The 21,011-nt window shown below is 36.4% G+C and carries 22 protein-coding genes; 3 read left to right on the plus strand and 19 right to left on the minus strand.

Annotated elements, in window-relative coordinates; all coding sequences use genetic code 11:
* Nucleotides 1-36: 36 nt before the first annotated feature.
* Complete coding sequence (locus ACTJIV_RS00725) at nt 37-2,712, minus strand: carboxypeptidase-like regulatory domain-containing protein (protein ID WP_336378019.1); 2,676 nt, start codon at nt 2,710-2,712, stop codon at nt 37-39.
* Nucleotides 2,713-3,144: 432 nt separating this feature from the next.
* Here ACTJIV_RS00725 and ACTJIV_RS00730 point away from each other — a divergent pair, with 432 nt between their 5' ends.
* Nucleotides 3,145-4,026, plus strand: coding sequence for a cupin-like domain-containing protein (locus ACTJIV_RS00730; protein WP_111953885.1), 882 nt, complete (start codon nt 3,145-3,147; stop codon nt 4,024-4,026).
* Nucleotides 4,027-4,060: 34 nt separating this feature from the next.
* Here the strand turns inward: ACTJIV_RS00730 and ACTJIV_RS00735 are convergent, their stop codons facing one another.
* The 17 genes from ACTJIV_RS00735 to ACTJIV_RS00815 all read right to left on the minus strand — a co-directional run bounded on the left by ACTJIV_RS00735 (nt 4,061) and on the right by ACTJIV_RS00815 (nt 18,032).
* Nucleotides 4,061-4,471, minus strand: coding sequence for a hypothetical protein (locus tag ACTJIV_RS00735; RefSeq protein WP_440624990.1), 411 nt, complete (start codon nt 4,469-4,471; stop codon nt 4,061-4,063).
* Nucleotides 4,461-4,742 (minus strand): hypothetical protein, encoded by a 282-nt coding sequence (locus tag ACTJIV_RS00740; RefSeq protein WP_111953889.1) that lies wholly within the window; start codon nt 4,740-4,742, stop codon nt 4,461-4,463. Before ACTJIV_RS00740 ends, ACTJIV_RS00735 begins: the two co-directional genes overlap by 11 nt.
* Before the next feature lie 141 nt (nt 4,743-4,883).
* A complete protein-coding gene (locus ACTJIV_RS00745; RefSeq protein WP_440624992.1) occupies nt 4,884-6,608 on the minus strand; it encodes a hypothetical protein in 1,725 nt (574 codons plus the stop codon).
* Between the two features lie 312 nt (nt 6,609-6,920).
* The gene (locus ACTJIV_RS00750) at nt 6,921-7,667 is read right to left on the minus strand and encodes a metallophosphoesterase (protein WP_440624993.1); all 747 of its coding nucleotides are present in this window, start codon (nt 7,665-7,667) and stop codon (nt 6,921-6,923) included.
* 2 nt (nt 7,668-7,669) lie between these two features.
* Nucleotides 7,670-8,212: an RNA 2'-phosphotransferase gene (locus ACTJIV_RS00755; protein ID WP_440624995.1), complete on the minus strand. Its 543-nt coding sequence runs from the start codon at nt 8,210-8,212 to the stop codon at nt 7,670-7,672.
* A gap of 66 nt (nt 8,213-8,278) precedes the next feature.
* Nucleotides 8,279-10,363: a hypothetical protein gene (locus ACTJIV_RS00760; protein ID WP_440624997.1), complete on the minus strand. Its 2,085-nt coding sequence runs from the start codon at nt 10,361-10,363 to the stop codon at nt 8,279-8,281.
* Between the two features lie 11 nt (nt 10,364-10,374).
* Nucleotides 10,375-11,064: an SIR2 family NAD-dependent protein deacylase gene (locus ACTJIV_RS00765; RefSeq protein ID WP_440624999.1), complete on the minus strand. Its 690-nt coding sequence runs from the start codon at nt 11,062-11,064 to the stop codon at nt 10,375-10,377.
* Between the two features lie 47 nt (nt 11,065-11,111).
* Nucleotides 11,112-11,753, minus strand: a complete 642-nt coding sequence (locus ACTJIV_RS00770) for a DUF4291 domain-containing protein (protein ID WP_440625001.1) — start codon at nt 11,751-11,753, stop codon at nt 11,112-11,114.
* Nucleotides 11,750-12,565, minus strand: coding sequence for a TIGR02452 family protein (locus ACTJIV_RS00775; RefSeq protein WP_440625003.1), 816 nt, complete (start codon nt 12,563-12,565; stop codon nt 11,750-11,752). Before ACTJIV_RS00775 ends, ACTJIV_RS00770 begins: the two co-directional genes overlap by 4 nt.
* Nucleotides 12,562-12,981, minus strand: coding sequence for an ADP-ribosylation/crystallin J1 (locus ACTJIV_RS00780; RefSeq protein WP_440625005.1), 420 nt, complete (start codon nt 12,979-12,981; stop codon nt 12,562-12,564). Before ACTJIV_RS00780 ends, ACTJIV_RS00775 begins: the two co-directional genes overlap by 4 nt.
* A 14-nt stretch (nt 12,982-12,995) precedes the next feature.
* A complete protein-coding gene (locus tag ACTJIV_RS00785; RefSeq protein WP_336378010.1) occupies nt 12,996-13,592 on the minus strand; it encodes a DUF4291 domain-containing protein in 597 nt (198 codons plus the stop codon).
* 52 nt (nt 13,593-13,644) lie between these two features.
* A complete protein-coding gene (locus tag ACTJIV_RS00790) occupies nt 13,645-14,715 on the minus strand; it encodes an adenylosuccinate synthetase (protein ID WP_440625007.1) in 1,071 nt (356 codons plus the stop codon).
* A 3-nt stretch (nt 14,716-14,718) separates the two neighbouring features.
* Complete coding sequence (locus tag ACTJIV_RS00795; RefSeq protein ID WP_440625008.1) at nt 14,719-15,573, minus strand: hypothetical protein; 855 nt, start codon at nt 15,571-15,573, stop codon at nt 14,719-14,721.
* Between the two features lie 2 nt (nt 15,574-15,575).
* The gene (locus ACTJIV_RS00800) at nt 15,576-15,911 is read right to left on the minus strand and encodes a hypothetical protein (protein WP_440625010.1); all 336 of its coding nucleotides are present in this window, start codon (nt 15,909-15,911) and stop codon (nt 15,576-15,578) included.
* A gap of 71 nt (nt 15,912-15,982) precedes the next feature.
* Complete coding sequence (locus ACTJIV_RS00805; RefSeq protein WP_440625012.1) at nt 15,983-16,531, minus strand: prolyl hydroxylase family protein; 549 nt, start codon at nt 16,529-16,531, stop codon at nt 15,983-15,985.
* 28 nt (nt 16,532-16,559) lie between these two features.
* Nucleotides 16,560-17,102: an NADAR family protein gene (locus ACTJIV_RS00810; RefSeq protein ID WP_440625014.1), complete on the minus strand. Its 543-nt coding sequence runs from the start codon at nt 17,100-17,102 to the stop codon at nt 16,560-16,562.
* Between the two features lie 252 nt (nt 17,103-17,354).
* The gene (locus ACTJIV_RS00815; RefSeq protein WP_111954392.1) at nt 17,355-18,032 is read right to left on the minus strand and encodes an NUDIX hydrolase; all 678 of its coding nucleotides are present in this window, start codon (nt 18,030-18,032) and stop codon (nt 17,355-17,357) included.
* Nucleotides 18,033-18,172: 140 nt separating this feature from the next.
* Here ACTJIV_RS00815 and ACTJIV_RS00820 point away from each other — a divergent pair, with 140 nt between their 5' ends.
* Nucleotides 18,173-18,805 (plus strand): DUF1579 domain-containing protein, encoded by a 633-nt coding sequence (locus ACTJIV_RS00820; RefSeq protein WP_440625015.1) that lies wholly within the window; start codon nt 18,173-18,175, stop codon nt 18,803-18,805.
* A 98-nt stretch (nt 18,806-18,903) separates the two neighbouring features.
* Nucleotides 18,904-19,113, plus strand: a complete 210-nt coding sequence (locus ACTJIV_RS00825) for a hypothetical protein (protein ID WP_111953919.1) — start codon at nt 18,904-18,906, stop codon at nt 19,111-19,113.
* Nucleotides 19,114-19,151: 38 nt separating this feature from the next.
* On the opposite strand, the gene lepA is transcribed toward ACTJIV_RS00825, so the two are convergent.
* A complete protein-coding gene (gene lepA / locus ACTJIV_RS00830) occupies nt 19,152-20,948 on the minus strand; it encodes a translation elongation factor 4 (protein WP_111953921.1) in 1,797 nt (598 codons plus the stop codon).
* Nucleotides 20,949-21,011: the final 63 nt, after the last annotated feature.

Consider the following 21,011-nt stretch of genomic DNA (forward strand, 5'->3'; position numbering starts at 1 on the left):
AAAAAACCAATCTCAGTGAGATTGGTTTTTGTTTTTTTACTTAAAGTTGAATTTCACGGTAAACATAACCTGGCTTGGGCGAAGTTGATATCTTGTAAAAGTAATATTCGTGGTATTGATATCATATGTTTCGAATACTTTTTTGTTGGCTATATTCATCCATTTAAGTTCAAAATCAATTTTCTTTTTGGCCCAGGTAAATTGATATGAAACGTCATAGAATCCGTTGTGGTATTTTTGATCGGCTGCATTTGTATTTACCTGATCCCAGTTGAATCCGATAGTATGGTCTTCTACCGGATAGAAGAACGCTCCAAGATTATGCGTGAACCCGGTTCTGGTGGCATTGGAGTTTATATTTCCTGTACTGGTTTGCTTTGTTCTGGAGATACTTGCATTATAATCTATGCTCATCCAGCTGAAATAGGTATTATTGAATTTAATCCCATATGACTGGCTGTTGTTGTTGTTTGTAAAAGAATTATTATTCAGGAATGCATCCGATTTTGCTGTATTGTTGCTGTAGCTGAGGGAGGCATTTGTTTTGAACTTTGGAAAGTATTTTCCCACTTCTACACTGTAGCCATTATTTAATACATGGTTATCCTGTTCTATATACTGCATTACGGTATAACCTGCCCCATTGATCAAAGGATTTGAAATCAGGTTTCTTTTAGCGTCTGAAAATCTGTAATTGATGTTGAAGAATAAATTATTCAAAGGGTTTCTATACTCCAGCCTTGTTCCTGCAGATTTATTATTATTCTGAGGTATCGGATTATTGATATCCATGGCACTGATTCCGCCAGGAGAGGTCATTAAGAATCCTGAATAAGCCGTATTTATTTCTCCAAAATTGTTATTAATATTAGCATTTACCGAAGCTTTCCAAAAGGAGGCAAAAGTATACTGTGCAAAAACACTAGGTTCAAAAGTCACCTTATTTACATCTTTAGCAACATTTCTTAATGGATCTTCCGCCTTAATGTTATTAGAGTTTACAGGAAAATTGGCATACAACATCCATGAATCATTTTTATAATTTACTCCCAAACTTCCGTAAGGTGTTGCCGTAGTATATCTAAGATCATTACTATAGGCTGCCGGAAGTGCTCCTGCTGTTATAATATTTGATAAATCTGAAACTAAATCTGTTGTTTTAAAGTTAAATCCAATTTCCGGAGTGAAGGTCCATCCCTTTTTAGAGAATCCGATATTGGCAGAATGATTGGCTTCAATTGTTTTAAGTCTCAGGTTTTGTTTTGCAAAATTCTTAGGTTCGGGAGTGAATCCCGGAATATCCAGATAAGAAGCCGGAAAAACTTTCAGTGTCTGTTTATCGGTCTGATAACTTATAAAAGATAAAAGATTCACCATTTTTTCTTTCCACGGAATAATGGTACTCAGGGAGTTCTGAAAAGATGTTGTTGGCGATTCTATTGCTTCATCGGCGTGTCTTTTTACTCCGTTTGCGGCATCCGTTCTATCAACAATTCCTCTGTCTGCATTCCAATATTGAGAAAAACTTGTGGTGTTTTTAAAGAATCCTTTTTTAGCATTTTTTGTAAATATTAATTCTCCTTTCGCTTTATCTGTGTAAAAATTATTAAGAATGTTTACAATATTGGAGCTTCCCCCAAAATAATCTGTCTGGCTGTAAGATTCTCTTTCAACCGCATTATTGGTATAGTTGGCATTGGCTTTAAGCTCCCACTCTTTCTTTTTGTCGATATTGGTAAGATAGTTGGCTGACAGATAATGCACATTGTTCATCAAATATCTTTTTACCGGCAGGTTGGGTGTACTTGCGTTTTCTACATTCAGCCAGTCATTTTGAGAAGCATTAATCCTTCTTCCTTCGAACCTGCTTCCAAAAGCTAAGATATTCCCTTCATTTTCCACCTGCTCACCCATGTTGTTCGTTTTGTAATTCACCACCCACTGGCTTTTCTGTCCAAAAAACATCGGGGTAAGTTTAACATTCCACAACCACGGGTCTCCGAATCCTGTCCCGACCTCTCCTCTTCCGGTCATGGTAACAGAGTTTTTTAACTTGATATTGATCGCTGCCTGATCGGAAGGCACTTTATCCTGAAGAATTTTTACCGGCTGGTGGTTTTCAAGAACTTCTACTTTCTGCACTGCATCTTTGGGAAGAGAATTGTTGATCGTCCCATACCCGCCTTCCATCAGATCTTTTCCGTTCACATAAAATTTATTGATGGCATTTCCCTGGTAAAGAATCGTTCCGTCTTTATTGACTTCAATACCGGGAATTTTTCTCATTACATCGGCAAGTGTTCTGTCGCTTTTACTGTCAAAAGCTTTAAGGTCATAAGCAATGGTATCGCCTCTTGCCGTGATCATCTTTGTTTTCAGCTGGACTTCTTTTATTTCTGTAGCTTCAGACTGCATTTTGAAAGTCAGAGTCTGGTCGCTGTTACTGATCTGTTTGGTCAGGGTTTTTTGGTTGAATGCTTTTACTTTCAGATCCACATTAGGTTCTGCAGATGTAAACGTCACTTTATATTCTCCTTTGGAATTGGTGATTCCATATGCCAAAATAGCATCTTTGCCTGGTTCTTCTACCGTAACACTGGCACTGGAAATAGCAGATCCATCTTCATCGGTAATTTTCCCTGACACTGTTTTCTGCGCAAAGGTGAGCACGGTGAAAAAAAGCATCAGAAATAAAGAAATCTTTCCTTTCATAATTTATTATTTGCTTAATTAGTTTGTCGCTTGTGTTTTTTGTTACACTTTTATAAAGATGTATTTTAATGATAAAGGTTAAATGCTTTAGCACTATAAACTTAGTGATATTTAAATTCCAACCATTTAGTATATATTTGAAATAACATGATGCAAATTTCATTTCGATAGTTTGTTTGGCTTATTAATTCTTTAAAAATCTGATTCCAAAATTTTAATTTATTTAGAATCTTATTGTTGATCGCCTGTACGTTTTTTGAATAATAATGGCTAATATTGAGAAATAGCTAAGAGTTCTTAAGAAAAAAATGATTTTTTTAATTTTTTATTTAGTCTAAATAGTTAAAAATGATTTGAATCATAGATTAAAAAAAACTTAAACACTGATTCATATATATTTATTTAATAATTTTGTAACATAAAATTTATAGAATGGGAATTATTTTAAAGCCTATAGATGTTGTTGATGATATTACTCAGGAAGAGTTTACGGAAAAATATCTAAAGCCCAGAAGGCCCGTTGTCATTAAAAACATGGCAAGAAACTGGCCTGCTTACCAAAAGTGGACTATGGATTATGTAAAGGAAGCAGTAGGTGATGTAGAGGTTCCTCTTTATGATTCTAAAAAGGCCGATCCTGCCGCTCCCATCAATACGCCCACTACAAAAATGAAGTTCGCAGATTATATAGACCTCATCCAAAAAGAGCCTACCGATCTGAGAATTTTCTTTTTTGACCCTATAAAACACGCTAAAAAATTATTGGAAGATTATATTTCTCCAAAAGAACTGATGGGTGGATTCCTTGATAAATATCCGTCCATGTTTTTTGGAGGGAAAGGTTCTGTTACATTTCTTCATTTTGACATTGATATGGCGCACATTTTCCATACTCATTTCAACGGAAGAAAACATGTAAAGCTGTTTGAATACAAGTGGAAAGAAAGACTGTACCGGCTTCCTTATGCAACCTATGCACTGGAAGATTATGATATCGACAATCCTGATTTTGAAAAATATCCTGCACTGGATGGTGTAGAAGGGATTGAGTGCTTCCTTGAGCATGGCGACACTCTTTTTATGCCTACCGGATGGTGGCACTGGATGAAATACCTGGACGGAAGTTTCTCTATCTCTTTAAGAGCCTGGGACAAATCCTGGGCAGTAAAGGCTCATTCTTTATGGAATCTTACCGTACAGCGTAAATTTGACGATATTATGAAGTCCAATTTCAAAAAGAAATATATGGACTGGAAAGAAAAAGTAGCCGTGAAAAGAGCAGAAATTGCTTTAAAAAGGGGCTTACCAAAATAAAACAAAAAAGACGTTTCAATTTGAAGCGTCTTTTTTATTCTTGCGTATTTACAAGCAGTTCTTCCATATTTCGTGTCACTTCATTGCAAGAAAAGCAGGCCTCTTTTCCATCCTGAGAGAACCATCTGCACTGAGACCGGATCGGGCAAAAGACAAGCTCTGTTTCTTTATGAAAATCCAAATTCTGAACTTTCCGGGATAGGGAACATTTAGACTCTTCTTTATTCCATTGTGCGCAGCCTTTTTCTACACATTTTCCGGTAAAACGGAATCTCTGCTCAAGATTGTTTTTATCTTTATTCTGCTGCAGAAAATCTTCTGTGACGGCGAGCGGTGTGATAAACTGTACCTTCCCCTCTTTGCTGACCACCCCGAAAAGCTGTGCCCCAACTTTTCCTAGATAACTGGGACACATCTTTTTTGAAGTATTGGAATTAGCCTCCATAGCTTTTGATTTGAGACTGTATGTCTTTCAACTGGCTCTGAATATCAATTCCGGGTTTGAAAATAATGATTCCCCACGGAAACCAGTCTTTAATTTTCAATGGTCTTACCAATCCTTTGAAGTCTCTGTGAGCCCCGAAAGCCTGGGTATTATCAATCTTTGAAAGTTCAGAAAGAACTACGTTCTGAATTCCTCTGTCAATGTTTTTCAACTGCTCATCCGAAAGATCTACTCCTTCCAGTGAAACGAAAAAATGCTTTTTAGTTGCCATAACTATAGTTTTTATTGGTTTTATAAAGCAAATTTCGTCCGAATATGTACCAAAGTTATCAGGAAAAACACCCTTTATTCAGGCGTGAAAAACCTGTAAATTAAATTCTGATTATCAGTTATTTAAGTCAAATATAAAATTCTATAAGATTCTATAAATCGGATATTGTCTGAATGTCTTTTCTTCGAAGTAAGGAGAATTTCTGTAAATCCAGTCGAGTTGGGCCGTTCCATCTTCCGCAAACTTTTTATCTGATATTTTTTTGGCCTCAAAAGCATCTTTCAGCTTTTTATCTGACTTTAGTAATTCTGAAGCGGTGTCTTCAAAAATATAGGCGGAATAATATTCTTTCTGCGCCAGGATTCCATCAAATAAATTCCAGTTAAAAAAAGAGTCTAAAGCCTCAGGCTCAAGGGTTTCAATGATATATTTTACACCAGGCTGATCTGTTGGAATTAAATAATCCCCAGCTGAAAAAACCAAATTCCTTTTTGCAGTTTCCACACTGGTATCATAATGAAGATAATGTCCTTCGTATGGATTTTTAACCGTTTTAAAGTCTTTGATTTTATAAGCCTCAACCATTGCCGTGCTGTCTTTTTTAAGAGCAGTCATGCGGATTTTATTTCTTTTCAGCTCTTCGATCACACGGTATTGGGATTGTGGAACTACATAGTATTTAGGAATGATGATATATCCCGTAGGAACGGCTGTCATGAAGAGCTTAATCTTCTTGGTAAAAGGTTTATTCCTATCGTAATAGAGTCTTGGCTTTCCGGAAATATCACTTGGTTTGTACCTCCCCTCGTAGCCTTTGAAATCCATTGTAGAAAACCTGGTTGAATCTATTTTCCAACGGATTCCGTACTGCATTCCGGGTTTATACTGCTTCAAATTATCAAGACGGAGCTGTTTTATTTTCCTGTAATTCTTGTCTAAATTCTGAAGATTCACGAGCATATATTTGTATGTCGCATCCACTCTTTTATCATAAGGCTTCAGCATATGCGTTTCAGGAACTGTTCCCAGCGAATTAAAGAGCGATGTGTAGCCTGTAGAATATCTTGGAGAGTCTTCAAAAGCAGCAAATCCCTCATCCGGAATATCTCCGTGAATATTAACATAAGGAGTGCTTTCATAGCCCAGTTTCTTCATATCCTCAAGGTTTTTAGCCTGATAATCATTGTAAAAGTAATTTCCCAATGTGTCTCCAAGGCGTTCCTTGAAGGTAGAAATATAAGTAAAAGTATACTGATAATCAGCTCCATTACTTACATGGTTATCAATAAAAACATCTGGCTGCAGCCACTGGTAAATTTCCTGGAAGCTTCTTGCATTTTTTGAATCTGCTTTAATGAAATCCCTGTTCAGGTCATAGTTCCTTGCATTTCCTCTGAAACCATACTGCTCGGGACCGTTCTGATTAGCTCTGGAGTGGGAGCCTCTGTTCAGCATTCCACTGACGTTATAGGCGGAAATAGCTGCTATAATAAAATTCTGTGGTGCTTTTACTTTCCCGGTTGCGAGATCCTTTATAAGCATCATTGTGGCATCTATTCCGTCCGGTTCGCCCGGGTGAATTCCGTTGTTCACAAAGATAATGGCTTTGTCTTTTCTGAGTTTTTCAACATCTTTTTCGGAAAAGGGATTGTAAATCACCACATAAATGGGCCTTCCATTATCGTCCTCTCCTTTTTTAAGGTATTGGACGGTATTGAAGCTTTTAGCCAGGTTCTGATAATAGCTATTCATTTCATCATAAGTAACCGTTTGGTTTTTATTTCCTTTTTCAAAAGGGGTCTGAAATAAATTTTGAGCGAAAAGCAAAGATGTAGTCAGGAAAATCAGGAGGTATCTCAGTTTCATTGAAGCAGTTTTTGAGCTTCAAAATTACTTAATATGATTTGGGTGGGAAAGGGAAATTGTGGATTTATTGATGTCTGTTTTGTGATGTTGGATTATCGCAAGGACGCTAGGGTTTTTGATCTTAGTGCTGTTTTAAGGCGCCAGAAAACCAAGGATTTTCGTTTGGTTATTCGTTATTTCAGAAAAAGATCTGTGATCTGCGGGAGAAAAAAAATTAATAGCCGGGGCGCTGTTATTAATAGAAACCTTATAGGTTTTAAAAACCTATAAGGTTGGTGGATGTTGAAAATTTGGGATGCTTTTTCATAAGGTTTACTTTCCTGCACTATCGTTATTTCTGCCTTTTTCATCCGGATATAAAGTAGGAAGCAGATCGCTCTGCCAGAATTCCTTGGTATTAACATCCATTATTGACAGTGAACCCGTGAAAGCTGCTCCGGTATCCATATTCCAGACATTGGCCTTATTGACAGGATGACTGATTCCTATATCTAGTGTCGGTGTATGCCCTATAAATATCTCACTGTATAAAAGCAGTCTCTTCGGATAGAGTTCTGAATTTTTCGCTAATTTCTTATCCATTGCGACTGCCGTTTCCCACAAGGTTCTGTCCCAACGGTAATTGCTGGAATAGACTTCTTTTTCAGGTCCGTGCATAGAGGAATAGCCTGCATGAATAAACAGCCGGTTTTGATCATCTACATGATAGTTTTTCATCCTTTGAAAGAATTCCAGGTGTAAAGCCAGATCTTCCAATGAGTAGTCATTATAACTTTCTACAGTGCTTTTTCCTCCGTTGAATAACCATACATCCTGTCTTTCTCCAGTCGACATCCATTCCTCACACCAGGCATCGTGATTTCCTTTAATGAAGATGCATTCCTGCTTTTCAGAAAATTCCATGAGGAAGCGGATAACCTGAGAAGATTCGCTCCAGCCGTCAACATAATCTCCCAGGAAAATAAGTATATCTTCCTTTGTTACTTCCGCTCTTTCAAAAACCTGCCTTAATGCTTTAAATCCTCCGTGGATATCACCAATAACTAATGTTCTGTCCATCTTTACTTTGAAATATATTTGGCATCCACAAAATCTGTCAGCCACACTCCGTTTGCCGAAAGATAAAACGGTATTCCGTCTTCATGCATGGTATTCGTTCTTATAGTCAGAATCACAGGTTTTCCATGGCGCATTCCCACTTTTGCAGCTGTTTCCTTGTCTGAGCTTAAATGAACATGTTGGCGGCTCCTTTTATCAATTCCTTTTGCCAGAATAGAAGGAATATTGGTTTCTGCTGTTCCGTGATACAGAAAATCGGGTGGCTGTGCCGGTTTCAGGGCCAGATCTATATCAATGGAATGTCCCTGGCTGGCTCTGATCCTGGTTTTATCTTCATTAAACGCAAAGCGTTTTTTATTATTGGTTTCCACCACTTCTTCCAGCTCTTCAAAACTGAAATGCATTCTGCCTTTTGCAGATTTTGTAATGAGTTCATCAACATCTGCCCATCCGTTTTCATCCAGTGTCAGCTGAATGGTCTCGGGCTGATGCCTCAGAATAAGGCTTAGAAATTTGCTTATTCTTTTGTTTTGTATTTCGTTCATGATCATGTCTATTAATATTGATCCAATAAACTAATAAGTGTCTCCTTTTTTTAAATTATCCAATATTTATTCTTCTATATCTGGTAACACTATAGTTTTTTCATCAAGCGTTTCTTGAATATATTTTAGAGCTGTTTCCTTTTGTCCTAACAATGTAGATGAGCGCACAAGATTATATACATCGCCATCTAAATAATATCTTTTTTCACTTACTTCTTTGGCTCTGCTTAATATAAATTCTCTCCTTTTATTATCAAAATAACTTAAATTAATTAATACATTACTTAACTTATCTAAAACCTGTATGTTTTCTGGTGCTAATTCTAAGGCTTTCTCATATGCGAGAACACTATTATCAAATAAATTAATATCTTCTTTTAATAAAGCTAAATTTGATAAAACCTGACCTAATCCGATGTAATAATCATAGTGATTCGGCTTTAATTCTATAGCTATTTTGATCTTTTCAAGACCTTCATTATAAATTGACTCATCTCCTTCGATTCCAGCTAATGAAGCAAGTGCTATACCCAAGCTATAGAAAATATTACTCTCATTTGGAGAAGCTATTGCCGCCTCCTTAAATTTACTTATGCTTTTTTCAAAGTACCCTTTCTCACTCGTTAATGAACCTAATTTGTATAATGTATTCCCCCAATTAAATAAAAATGAACCATTTTTAGGTTCTAAGCTTAACGCAATTTCATGTTTTTTTATAGCATCTATAAATAAGTTTTCTTTCTTTAATTGCGTTCCTAGTTGACACAAAGAATTACCCCAATTATTATAAATAGAAGCGTCATTTGGATTTATTAAGGAAGCTTTTTCGTAGATTTTGAAACATTCTTCAAAAATCTTTCCGTCTTTGTCCATTCTTGCCAAATAATACAACGCATTGCCCCAATTATAAAAACAAATTTCATTGCTAGGCATCAGTTGAGATGATTTTTCAAACTTTTCAATGCTTTTTTTAATTAATTGTTTATTCTTCTCATAATTCCCCACCTCTAATAATTCTGTTCCCCAATCAATGTAATACCATCCTAATTGTTCAAATGCTTCTTCATAATTTTTCTCATTTATTTCATTTTCGAATGATTGGGCTAGCTCATCATTAAAATTACCTTTTAAAATCGCCTCAACTATTCTCTGTTTTAAGTTCTCTACGGTTCCCTCTTTCTCATATTTATTTATTGCTTTATCTATTCTTTCATTACAAAGCGTTAGCATATGTTTAACATTATTATTCAATTCATTACCTTCACTGATTTCGTTTATACTTTGTAAAACTGATTTGATAAATGTAAATGGTTGGCTAATTATTTCGGGAGCACACAACTTATTATCCAATTTTGAAAGTTCGGAATGTAATTTTAAAAAGAAATCATCTGAGTAATATCCTTCAATTCTATGAGCATTAATATTAGATGTTTCAATAAACTCAACTACCTTTTTATCCGTGTTATAAAATTTGTTTTTTACCCAGAATAATTCGTTGGAAAAGCTTCCTAAAGATTTTATCTTATTAAAAATCCCATCATTCCCACTATATCCAACAATAATCCAAGTTCTTCTTGTTTTTATTGCATTAAATAATCTCAATACCTCATCTTCAACTTTTTGTAATTCGTCAGGGTTATTAAGTAACCATTGACCAAAGTATTGCCCATGTAGATAGATTACAGATTTTTTCCGAATATCAGTTGTTGTAATGGTTTTAATATTAGAAATATCATATACTGCTGGTAAGAAATTATATAAGGTACAGGCTCTCAATATCAAATCATCAAAATTTACTGTTACAATATAATCTACATAACCTAACTTTAAAAGTTGAGCCAAGTATATATTAGTAATGTTAAGCTTTACACTTTTTCTAGTTACATAAAAATGAAATAAATCTCTTCTTTCATCTGCAGTTAAAGCACCCATTAAACTATAATAATCATCTTTCTTTATTTTAATACATTCTTTAATAATAGGATTATTATAAAACTTTATTCTGATATGCCTTACAATTGTATTTGTTAAAGGAATTCCTGCTGAAACGGAAGTCCCTGCACCTAAAAAAACAATTGCTTTTTCTCTTCCTTTTTCTTTATGGGCTTTATCTAGTAAATATGCTAAATATTCTATTGTGTTTTTGTTCATGATTAGTTTATTTAATGAGCTAAGTTTTTGAGTTTATCAAATAGCAGCTGCATACCTCTTGTTGCGGATTCTTTCATCACTACGGCTCTTTGTCCATATCCGAATCCTGTTTCGTTAGGATTGATAACTACCAGCAGACAGTCGTCTTTGATGTCATGGATCAGTCCGGCTGCCGGATATACCTGCAGAGAGGTTCCTATAACGACCAAAATATCGGCCTCTTTTACCTTTTCCTGCGCAGTCTTGTACAAAGGAACATCCTCCCCAAACCACACGATAAAAGGTCTTAACTGAGCTCCATCTTCAGCTTTGTCGCCAATTCGTATATCTCCTTTCTGTTCGTAGATCAGGTTTTTATTATTACAAGAGCAAGATTTGAACAATTCTCCGTGAATATGAAGAATATTGGTTGATCCGGCTCTTTCATGCAGATCATCTATATTTTGGGTAATGATCTGAACGTCAAAATGTTTTTCCAGTTCTGCCAGCAACTGATGTGCTTCGTTGGGCTGTACTTCATGAAGCTGTCTTCTTCTCTGGTTGTAAAATTCCAGAACCAACTCCCTGTCTTTTCTCCATCCTTCCGGACTTGCTACATCGGTTATATTATGATTTTCCCAGAGACCATCCCCCTCTCTGAATGTCTTTATTCCACTTTCGGCGCTGATTCCTGCACCGCTTAATATGGTTAGTTTTTTCATTGTTTTAATCTAATAATTTTTTGTAAATCATTTCATTGTCATGGCAATTAGTTATGATTTAATCTTAGCTTTTCATTTAAACTTTTCTGATCGAATAACAGAGGCTTTTCTTCCGGAATAATCAGATTATCCAAATCATCCTTCAAAATTAACTGATACTGTTCTTTTACAAAATCTGAAATATTTTCAATTAACAAAATATCTTCCTGAGCAAAAGAACGGGTAAATTCATTTCTTAAACCAATCTGGATTGCTCTTCTTTCCAGCTTGTTTCCAAAAGGATCATGATCCGGATCCCATTGTAAGCGCACAGAAGATTCTTTCACCTGACCTTTCCATTCTTCGCGGGAAATTCCTAATTTATCATTATAAGTAGAAAAGACTGCGTTTTCCAGATATCTTTTAAAGGCAGACATTTTTAGATGAATCGCTAAAACATATTCTTGTCCCTCTTTAGTGCCCCATCCGTTTCGGTACATCATCCAAAGGAAATTAGGTTTTATCCATGTCATTCTTTCCAAACTGAATCCTCCTCCAAAATATTGATTTTCAAACGCAAAATCTCCAATTTCCTTTCGGTAAGATTGATAGACTATGATTTTATCTTCATCATATTGAGCCATGATGTGATATCCTTTTTGAGGCCAATCCTGTAGTTGTTCTTTATATTTTTTTAATTTAAGTTTCATGATATTGTTTCGAACAATTTCAGCATCTCTTCATTTTTAGTCAAGACTGCAAAAACCACTCTTTTAAATTTATTTTTATATTTCCCATGAAGATGCTTTTTAAATAAACCTGCAATCTCTTTTGGATCATTTCTGAAGACTCCACATCCCCAGGCACCTAAAATTAGGGTTTCATTTGCCTGATTCAGGGCCAAAGCAAGCATTTTATCCATTCTAATATCCATGGCATCACATATCTCATCTGCTCTTTCCGGTTCCTGCCGCTTTACCACTCCGGCATTGACCGCAGGAGAAGTAATAAAATTACACAAAACAGGTTTCGGTAATAATTCTCCTTTATCTTTTCTGAAAACAGGAACTTTAGGACTGTAAATCATCATGTCGGTATAAAAACAAGACTCCATTGCTCTGTGAATCTTATAATAATCTTCCGCCTGAAGCTGAGTTTCATACAATGCTGATGTTCTGGCCAGACTTTCTTCCTGCGCTTCAGCACCGTTGATAAATCCACCGCCCGGATTTTTGGCTGACGCAAAATTCAGACACATTAATTTTTTCTGATTTTCTTCATCTGCTAATTTTAATATTGCTTTCAAGGAATTGCAATTCCAAATTTCAATCTTTGTTTCAAAATCGAGTTCCGGAAGTTCATTTTTTGCCATTTCAGCAAGTTCTTCGGGTGAAAATAAAGCGGTTTCTTTTTTACAGATTTCAAGTTCTTTTTCTATCGTTATTTTTTCGTTTTCTTCGTTTATATAATATGTCTTGGCTAAGATCTCTAAGGTATCTTTTGCCATCCCTTTATTTGTCATGGTAATTTTTTAATATTTAATATCAGGCTTTCCAATTCAGGACTTGTCTCTTTTGTAAACTCGTCTCCTATGAATACTTTAATCACCTCAATATTCCCAACAATCGCATCATTAAAGTTTTCCAGCTCTTCCGCCGGAACCCACAATTCATTATGGTTTCTCGCACCCACATTTTGAGCTGGATATTGATTCATGATTTCTTCCGGAACCTCGAATTTTGTAACAAATCCGAGATAATTTCCAGCTTCATCCCTTGTATTCCATTTTTCAGCAATTTCTGAAGCATAGCTTTCATCTAGTACAGGGTAAAATATAGGCTGCCATTCCAGTCTTGGTGGAAATTTTTTATATCCACTTTCTACAATCAGGATCATTTCTTTTTCTCCTACCGGTCTGTAAAGACTTATTGTTTTCATTTCTTTTGTTTTTTTTAAATACTTGCCCCTATTGTAAGAGCAAGCTCAGCCGGCAACGGATACAATTTTTCAATGGGTAACAGTTTTTTTGCCTTATCATATTCTCCCAACTTTGTAAGGTTTAAGATCTTTTTTACCAAAGGCGTATAATCTTCTATTTTAACGATCCATTCATTATTAAATTCTTCAATCAGGTACCGGCTGATTCCAACCTGAATAGAACGGTACGCCAGTTTGTTTCCTTTAATATTCCTTTCCGGATCCCACTGCACATGGACTTCTGCTTTTTTAAATTCTTTTTCCCAGGTTCCCGGATTAGGATATACCCTTTTTTCGGGAGAAGTTAAAACCGCTTTACTCAATGCCTTTTCCCATGCCTCTCTCTTAATATGGATGGCTAAAGTACATTCCTGTCCGGATTTTTGTCCGTAATTACTCCTTTCCATCATCCAGAGGAAAGAAGGTTTGATCCATGTCATCCTGTTGAATGAAAAAGGAGCAGAAAACTTCTGATTCATCACAGCAGATTTTGCAATCTGCTCATTGTATGACTGGTATATCACAATCGTATCTCTGCCGTAATCTGCTCTTATTTCAAATTCTTTCATCATTGTATTGTATTCGGCTCTGTTTTTGTCACTAAATATAAAGCCATTATTTGGTTTATAAAATTTGTTTAAAGTCTTTTGAATATGGGGAATATGATCCGTAGACCTCATCAAATTTCACTTTTAAATTCTCTGTTTTAATTTGTTCATCTGTTTGATCAAGACACGTCACAATCAAGTTTTTTTTGCTTGCTGAAACATAAGCTCCATCCAAAAGAAGGGCATAATTCAACAGGTCATAATCCAGTTCTCCAAAACGGAGTTCCTTCTGATAATCATTAAAGACACATGTTTCCTCTTCATTATTTTTCAGCACCAATTCTTTTTCATTACTCATCCAGCCATTTCCGTGACGTGTGGAATAAATCCTTGTCACGTAATACATTTCAATATCCTCAATGTTCAACAGCCTGCAGATCTCGGAAGCATTTTTTGAAGTGGTATGGGCATAGGTTACATTGGGAAATACTCCGTGATCCATATCCAATAAAATTCCCTGGCTTCCCTCAAAAATTAAGTTTTCAAATGAATTCAGATAAGTATAATCATCTATTTTCCAATCGATCCGGTCTACGGCACCCAGAAAATCCTGAAGCGCTTTTTCCAGCTGATCCTCTTCCATAAAACCATAATAATAGGCTATCCCTTTTAACTTTTCAATCAACATCGATCTTGGAGCTATTAAATCGGCGGCAAATAGTTTGTAAGGACTTTCCTGTCTTTTCATCGTTGCTCCAATACCTTTTCCGCAGGTTCCGTGTTCCAGGTTTTTTACATTGGTTCTGTTTTGCCAGACATCAAACGGAGTGGTTACTTTTGCCAATGGGTGAATATGCAGTTCAATATTTCCGTTTTTCTCCAATAATTCCTTTCTTTCATTCAGTAAAAATACCGGATGAATCGTACAATGTTCTGTAAAATAAGAGGGCAGACCCCGAAGTGCTCCACTTGCAAAACTGGAATGGATATGCTTTTTACCATCAATCATTACGGTATGTGCGGCCTGCTGGCCTCCGGAAAATCTGATGACCACAGACTCCGGGTTTTGCTGCGCCAGAAAATCAGTAGTGATCCCCTTTCCTTCATCACCAAAACCCAGACCTATTACTATTTGTACCTTTTTCATGACTTAAAACATTTGAATATCATCAAAACCGTGTTTATCTGCAGATCTGAACGTTTTATTTTTAAATGTGCTACAGATAACTTCTTTAATTACATTCGGAATTTCTCTGTGATCGGCTATTGATAAACAGTTTTGTCCTAATAATTCCTTCCAGCCTCTATCTGCTCTCATAGCCTGATCAGAATGCAGAACATTAATGTGATACACTTCATATCTCTTTTTCGCTTCTTCCAGTAATTCGTGATGCGTATAAGTCTGCTGCCCTGTCCCCATAATTTCCCTGATTGCTGATGCCGGAAGCGTTTTTAAGCAAGGTTCGTCACCTACTGTAAACAAAATCCCTTTCTGATTTCTCTTTTCAAACGCATCGGTTCTCGTATGGAAAGCGGCAAAGTACCACGCCAACAGATAACTTTCTCCAGCATTTCCGCCACCACCGGATTCAATATAAGTACGTGTCAGCCACATATCCAGCTCCTCATCTCCGGATTCAAACTGGCCAATCTGTAAAGGGTACGCGTCACATTCATGATCACCTATTCCCAGAAATAATAATGCCGGATCCGGAACGCCGCCCTGGATAATTCCGCCCATTAATTTTGGAAGTCCTTCTTTAATGAGCTCGTGCGGAATATGTCCCATACTGCCCGTTACATCCAGTCCCAAAATAATGGGAACAGAGTTCGGGTGCACTTCAGAATCTCTGGATTCTCTGAAAGAAACCCCTTTGGGATTCATAGATTCATGAGCCATTCTTTTGGCATTCTGAGTGAAAATTTCACCTGCGGATTTAGATCCGTAACCTTCTTTTCTTGCTCTGTCGAAACGAGCATCCATATCATATCTTGTACTTCCCATGACTAAAATTTTTTACCAAATAAATATTCGAACCTCTTTACTGCAACTTCTAACTGAATATTTAAATTTCTGATTGTTAATGAATATTCTATATCTTTCTGAACAAATGCCTCGGGCTGAAAGTCTGCAAATGTGAGGCTGTTCCTGTCTAAAGGACTGATATCAATGAGGCCTTCCTGTTCTCTCTCCAGTCTCTTTATTTTCAGTTCTATATCCTCAACCCTGCGCCTGTAGATCAATTCGGAATCTGCCCCGATGGTGCGTGCACGGTCTTCTCTTATCTGGTCATTATTTCTCTGTAACGACTCTATGAATCTTGGTTTTAGTCCGCTTTCCATTTTTTATTTATTTTGTGTTATTTTTACGCTAAAAGGAATAGGCATAGTAATGCATATCCTATTACAGATTGTCAGTTATTGGAATACATTACATCAGTTCTTAAAACATATTTCTGCCCGCTGATCAGAGTTTTCCCTTCGTGTCTCAGCGGATGGTAAAAAACCAGAGCAGATCCTTTCTTTGGGGCTACTGTGAACAAACTTTCAAATTCTGTTTCTCCTCCTTCAAAATCATCATTCAGATAGATTAGAAAAGTATAGAAACTTTTTTCATTTTCATTCCGGATGTAGCTTCCGTCCCGATGCATTTTGAATCGCTGCCCCGGAGAATATTTATAAACTCTGAACATTTCATTAAAATTCTTAAGCTTATAATTTTCATGTTCCTGAGGAAGAAATTCTGCTGCTTTTCTGAAAAGATCTTCTGCCAAATCGTTATCAAAAATCATCAGTCGGTCGTTATTCCTGATGCCTTTACTCATCATCTGGCGCCCATTCATATTGATCTTCGCTTCTTCAAATACTTTTCCCTGTGCCATAGCAATATATTCATCACACTCATCGGAGGTCAGGAAATCTTCAATTAGAAATATCTGCGGGTGAAGTTCTGTTTTTTCCATGATATAATTTTGTGTTTAGTGATTGTATTTATTTTCTTAACTCGTCTCTTACTTCCATCAAAGCAAAGCCCAGCAGGTTTTCTCCATCCCAAAGAAGCGGATTCTTGGCTCTGGGATCAGTTTCCAGCATTCCTATTCCCCAGATCCTGTCATAAGGACTGGCCTCTACCAGAATCTTATCATCAGTTGATAATAAGAAATCTTTAAATTTTGAATTTTGGGAAAATTTCAAAAGATTAGCTCTTTTTACTATTTCATATTTATGCCCGTCCCAAAGTTTCGGATCAAAATTCTTGACTTTTCTTCCTAGGCTTTTGACCTGGTTAGGTGTTTCAGATCTTAAAATCTTTTCTAAAATCTCTTGATCATCAAATAATCTTGCCTTTCCGGCCATCATATAATGCTCCGCGGTTTTATAGAGTATTCCATTTTCTTCAAATTTAATAGGAAACCATTGACTGAAACAAGACTTTGTGATCTCATCTTTTACCGTATGTCCCCAGAAGAACAGAAATTCAAGTCTTTCTTTTCTCTGAAATCTTTCAATATTATTTTGTAAGGTGTATTTCATGATTGCGTTATCATTACACAAATGTAAAACAATATAATTCTATGAACAAAATTTATTTGTGTTATTTTAACGCTAAATGTTTAACATACTGATTATCAATATTAAAAATTAAGTATTTTAAACACCAATGACACTAATGTTTCCACGAAATATAATAAAACACATCAAACTAAAATTTAAGTTTAATGGTTTTAAAATGGTAAATGATAAGTTTTTTATGTAAATTCGTACTTGATTCGTCTGAAGTAAAGATTATTTGAGCTCGAAATAGAAGCCTTCTTTTTCAAGTTCTTCATACTTCTCCTTATTGAAAGTAAAAAGTTTTCCAGGCCTGCCACTGCCTTCTTTTTTAACATTATTGGTTTCGTTAAGCAGACCATAGCTCATGATCTTTTTGCGAAAATTTCTGCGGTCTATCTCACGCCCAACAATAGTTCTGTAAAGATTTTCAAGGTCAGAAAAAGGAAATTCTTCATTCAAGAGGTTAAAGCCGATAGGCTGATACTGAAGCTTGGTACGGAGTCTGTTTAACGCAATATCAATAATGGATTTATGGTCGAAGGCAAGTGATGGAAGTTTATTTACGCTGAACCACTGGGCATCTTCTGCATCAGAATCTGCAAACAGTTCATGATAGGATGGGTTGACAAGGCCTAAATAAGCCACAGAAACTACTCTATTCCGTGGATCGCGGCCAACGTTACCAAAAGTATAGAGTTGTTCCAAAAAATCGGGCTTTATGCCTGCTTCTTCGTGAAGTTCTCTTTTCACTGCATCATCCAGATTTTCATCATCCAGAACAAGACCGCCCGGAAGCGCCCAGCCTCCTTTGAAAGGGTCAATTTTTCTTTTGATCAAAAGAAGCTGAAGATCCTGCTTATCAAAGTATCCGAAAATAACGGCATCAACAGCCACTTTAATATCCTGAATTTTTTTTGAAGATCCCATAATTCTAATTTGCGTTACCAATACACAAAGGTAAGATTAATAAACGAAATCAAAAAAGAATTGACAGAATAATAAAATTAACTAACTTTATTTTATAATAACCCACTTAAAATTAACTGATTATGAAAAATCTATTGTTATTATTTTCAATAGTCTTTCTTTTGACCGCTTGTGAAAAAGGAAAGCCCGTAATTGAAAAAGGCTTAGCTAAAACAGATTCTGCAGAATGGAAACCCGTAGATTCTGCTGCTGCGACAAAAGCCTGGATGGACTACGCCACACCCGGTGAGATGCACAAAACGCTGGCATTATATGACGGAAACTGGACCGGAGCAACTACTTCCTGGATGGAGAAAGATTCAAAACCTGTAACCAGCCAATCTGAATGTACTAATAAAATGATCTTTGAAGGAAGATATCAGCACAGTACTTACAAAGGAAACTTTATGGGAATGCCGTTTGAAGGAATGAGCATAATGGGCTACGACAACGCTAAGAAAAAGTTTGTAAGTACCTGGGTCGATAACATGGGAACGGGAATCATGCATGCGGAAGGAGACTGGAACCCTTCCAAGAAATCTATTGAACTTAAAGGTAAGATGACTGATCCGGCAAGACCTGGACAAGATTGTGATTTCAGAGAGGTTTACACATTTACGGATGCCAACAATCACACCATGGAAATGTATGGTCCTGATTCTAAGACAGGGAAAGAATATAAAACCATGGAAATAAAATTCACCAGAAAGAAATAAAAACAAGTGAAATCACCGCAGCGAAACAGTGATTTTCCTTATAAATTTTATGACAGATATGCTCAACTTTGGTATAGAAAATAAAAAATTATACCATCATGAAAACATTATTAAGAGCCTTTATCGTGGTCATTATTATCATAGGAGGAGTTTTGATCATTGTTGTAGGGAAAAAACCTTTCCCGGAACCTGAATGTCTCGTATGCGGGATCAATCTTGTAAGAACTTTGGGAATTGCTGAAGTCATCCTCGGTCTCGGTGCTTTGGTAATACAGGCCAATCTTATCGAAAAACAGCGAAATTTCTAAAAAAATAAAAGACCGGTAAAATTACCGGTCTTTTTATATTAATCGTTTAGTTTTAATACAGCCATGAAAGCTGATTGCGGTACTTCTACTCTACCAATCTGCTTCATTTTCTTCTTACCTTCCTTCTGTTTTTCAAGAAGCTTACGTTTTCTGGAAATATCTCCTCCATAACATTTTGCGGTAACATCTTTTCTTAACGCTTTAATCGTCTCTCTTGCAATAACCTTTGCTCCCAGCGCTGCCTGAACTGCAATATCGAACTGCTGTCTAGGAATCAGCTCACGAAGCTTTTCACACATCTTTTTACCGATATAATAAGCGTTGCTATCGTGAATCAGTGAAGAAAGGGCGTCTACCATATCCCCATTGATCAAAATATCCATTTTAACCAATTTAGAGGAACGCATTCCTATTGGTGAATAATCGAATGACGCATATCCTTTGGAAATAGATTTCAGTCTGTCGTAAAAGTCGAAAACAACCTCTGCCAAAGGCATATTAAATGTTAATTCTACCCTGTCTGCCGTTAAATAACTTTGGTTGACAATCTCCCCTCTCTTTTCAATACAAAGCGTCATTACAGCACCCACAAAATCGGATTTAGTAATGATAGAAGCTTTTATATAAGGTTCTTCAACTCTATCTAAAAGATTGGGATCAATCATTTCTGATGGGTTGTTGATTAAAATTGCAGTTTCAGGATCTTTTTTAGAAAACCCGTGATATGAAACGTTGGGAACCGTAGTAATTACGTTCATATCAAACTCTCTCTCAAGACGTTCCTGTACGATTTCCATATGAAGCATTCCTAAGAATCCGCAACGGAAACCAAAACCAAGTGCTGCAGAACTTTCAGGTTCGAAAACCAAAGAAGCATCATTCAGTCTTAATTTTTCTAATGAAAATCTTAACTCTTCAAAATCTTCCGATTCAATAGGATAAATCCCTGCAAATACCATTGGCTTTACTTCTTCAAAACCGTCAATCGCAGCAGCGGCTGGGTTTACGAAAGAGGTAATGGTATCACCTACTTTTACTTCTCTTGCATCTTTAATTCCGGAAATAATGTAGCCTACATCACCGCATTCAATAGTCTTTTTCGGAACCTGCTTTAGTTTTAATGTTCCTACTTCATCAGCACCATATTCTTTTCCCGTAGCGAAAAATTTGATTTTCTCGTTTTTAGAAATACTTCCGTTTACTACTTTGAAATAAGCCTCAATCCCTCTGAACGGGTTGTAAACAGAGTCAAAGATCAGTGCCTGTAGCGGAGCATTCGGGTCCCCAACCGGCGCAGGAATTCTGTTGACAATCTGCTCAAGCAAATCATGAACTCCCTCACCTGTCTTTCCGGAAACTCTAAGGACATCTTCATATTTACAGCCCAAAAGTCCCATAATTTCATCGGTTACTTCTTCAGGGTTTGCTGACGGAAGATCTATTTTATTAAGAATTGGAATAATTTCCAAATCATTTTCTAATGCCAAATAAAGATTACTGATGGTCTGAGCCTGAATACTCTGTGCCGCATCTACTATAAGAAGGGCACCTTCGCAGGCAGCAATAGAACGGGAAACTTCATAAGAAAAGTCTACGTGTCCCGGGGTATCAATAAGATTTAAGATATATTTTTCTCCTTTATACTCATAATCCATCTGGATCGCGTGAGACTTAATCGTAATCCCGCGTTCTTTCTCCAAATCCATATCATCCAGCGTCTGAGACTGTAATTCTCTTTGGGTAACAGTATTGGTATATTCCAATAGTCTATCCGCCAAAGTACTTTTACCGTGGTCGATATGAGCGATTATGCAAAAATTTCGTATGTTTTTCATTTAAGAACCTTGTAATTTGCAAAGATAAAAAAAAGCAAGACAATTCCTCATTCTTATTTTATG

Source organism: Chryseobacterium sp. 22532, from assembly GCF_052044665.1.
GTDB lineage: Bacteria > Bacteroidota > Bacteroidia > Flavobacteriales > Weeksellaceae > Chryseobacterium > Chryseobacterium lathyri.

Bases quoted from the DNA above. Each gene is read 5' to 3' on its own strand.
- ACTJIV_RS00760 (WP_440624997.1), bottom strand. From the start codon at position 10,363: ATGAACAAAAACACAATAGAATATTTAGCATATTTACTAGATAAAGCC.
- ACTJIV_RS00755 (WP_440624995.1), bottom strand. From the start codon at position 8,212: ATGAACGAAATACAAAACAAAAGAATAAGCAAATTTCTAAGCCTTATT.
- ACTJIV_RS00770 (WP_440625001.1), bottom strand. From the start codon at position 11,753: ATGAAACTTAAATTAAAAAAATATAAAGAACAACTACAGGATTGGCCT.
- ACTJIV_RS00790 (WP_440625007.1), bottom strand. From the start codon at position 14,715: ATGAAAAAGGTACAAATAGTAATAGGTCTGGGTTTTGGTGATGAAGGA.
- ACTJIV_RS00725 (WP_336378019.1), bottom strand. From the start codon at position 2,712: ATGAAAGGAAAGATTTCTTTATTTCTGATGCTTTTTTTCACCGTGCTC.
- ACTJIV_RS00825 (WP_111953919.1), top strand. From the start codon at position 18,904: ATGAAAACATTATTAAGAGCCTTTATCGTGGTCATTATTATCATAGGA.
- ACTJIV_RS00810 (WP_440625014.1), bottom strand. From the start codon at position 17,102: ATGAAATACACCTTACAAAATAATATTGAAAGATTTCAGAGAAAAGAA.
- ACTJIV_RS00735 (WP_440624990.1), bottom strand. From the start codon at position 4,471: ATGGAGGCTAATTCCAATACTTCAAAAAAGATGTGTCCCAGTTATCTA.
- ACTJIV_RS00775 (WP_440625003.1), bottom strand. From the start codon at position 12,565: ATGACAAATAAAGGGATGGCAAAAGATACCTTAGAGATCTTAGCCAAG.
- ACTJIV_RS00750 (WP_440624993.1), bottom strand. From the start codon at position 7,667: ATGGACAGAACATTAGTTATTGGTGATATCCACGGAGGATTTAAAGCA.
- ACTJIV_RS00785 (WP_336378010.1), bottom strand. From the start codon at position 13,592: ATGATGAAAGAATTTGAAATAAGAGCAGATTACGGCAGAGATACGATT.
- ACTJIV_RS00730 (WP_111953885.1), top strand. From the start codon at position 3,145: ATGGGAATTATTTTAAAGCCTATAGATGTTGTTGATGATATTACTCAG.
- ACTJIV_RS00795 (WP_440625008.1), bottom strand. From the start codon at position 15,573: ATGGGAAGTACAAGATATGATATGGATGCTCGTTTCGACAGAGCAAGA.
- ACTJIV_RS00805 (WP_440625012.1), bottom strand. From the start codon at position 16,531: ATGGAAAAAACAGAACTTCACCCGCAGATATTTCTAATTGAAGATTTC.
- ACTJIV_RS00745 (WP_440624992.1), bottom strand. From the start codon at position 6,608: ATGAAACTGAGATACCTCCTGATTTTCCTGACTACATCTTTGCTTTTC.
- lepA (WP_111953921.1), bottom strand. From the start codon at position 20,948: ATGAAAAACATACGAAATTTTTGCATAATCGCTCATATCGACCACGGT.
- ACTJIV_RS00780 (WP_440625005.1), bottom strand. From the start codon at position 12,981: ATGAAAACAATAAGTCTTTACAGACCGGTAGGAGAAAAAGAAATGATC.
- ACTJIV_RS00820 (WP_440625015.1), top strand. From the start codon at position 18,173: ATGAAAAATCTATTGTTATTATTTTCAATAGTCTTTCTTTTGACCGCT.
- ACTJIV_RS00800 (WP_440625010.1), bottom strand. From the start codon at position 15,911: ATGGAAAGCGGACTAAAACCAAGATTCATAGAGTCGTTACAGAGAAAT.
- ACTJIV_RS00740 (WP_111953889.1), bottom strand. From the start codon at position 4,742: ATGGCAACTAAAAAGCATTTTTTCGTTTCACTGGAAGGAGTAGATCTT.
- ACTJIV_RS00765 (WP_440624999.1), bottom strand. From the start codon at position 11,064: ATGAAAAAACTAACCATATTAAGCGGTGCAGGAATCAGCGCCGAAAGT.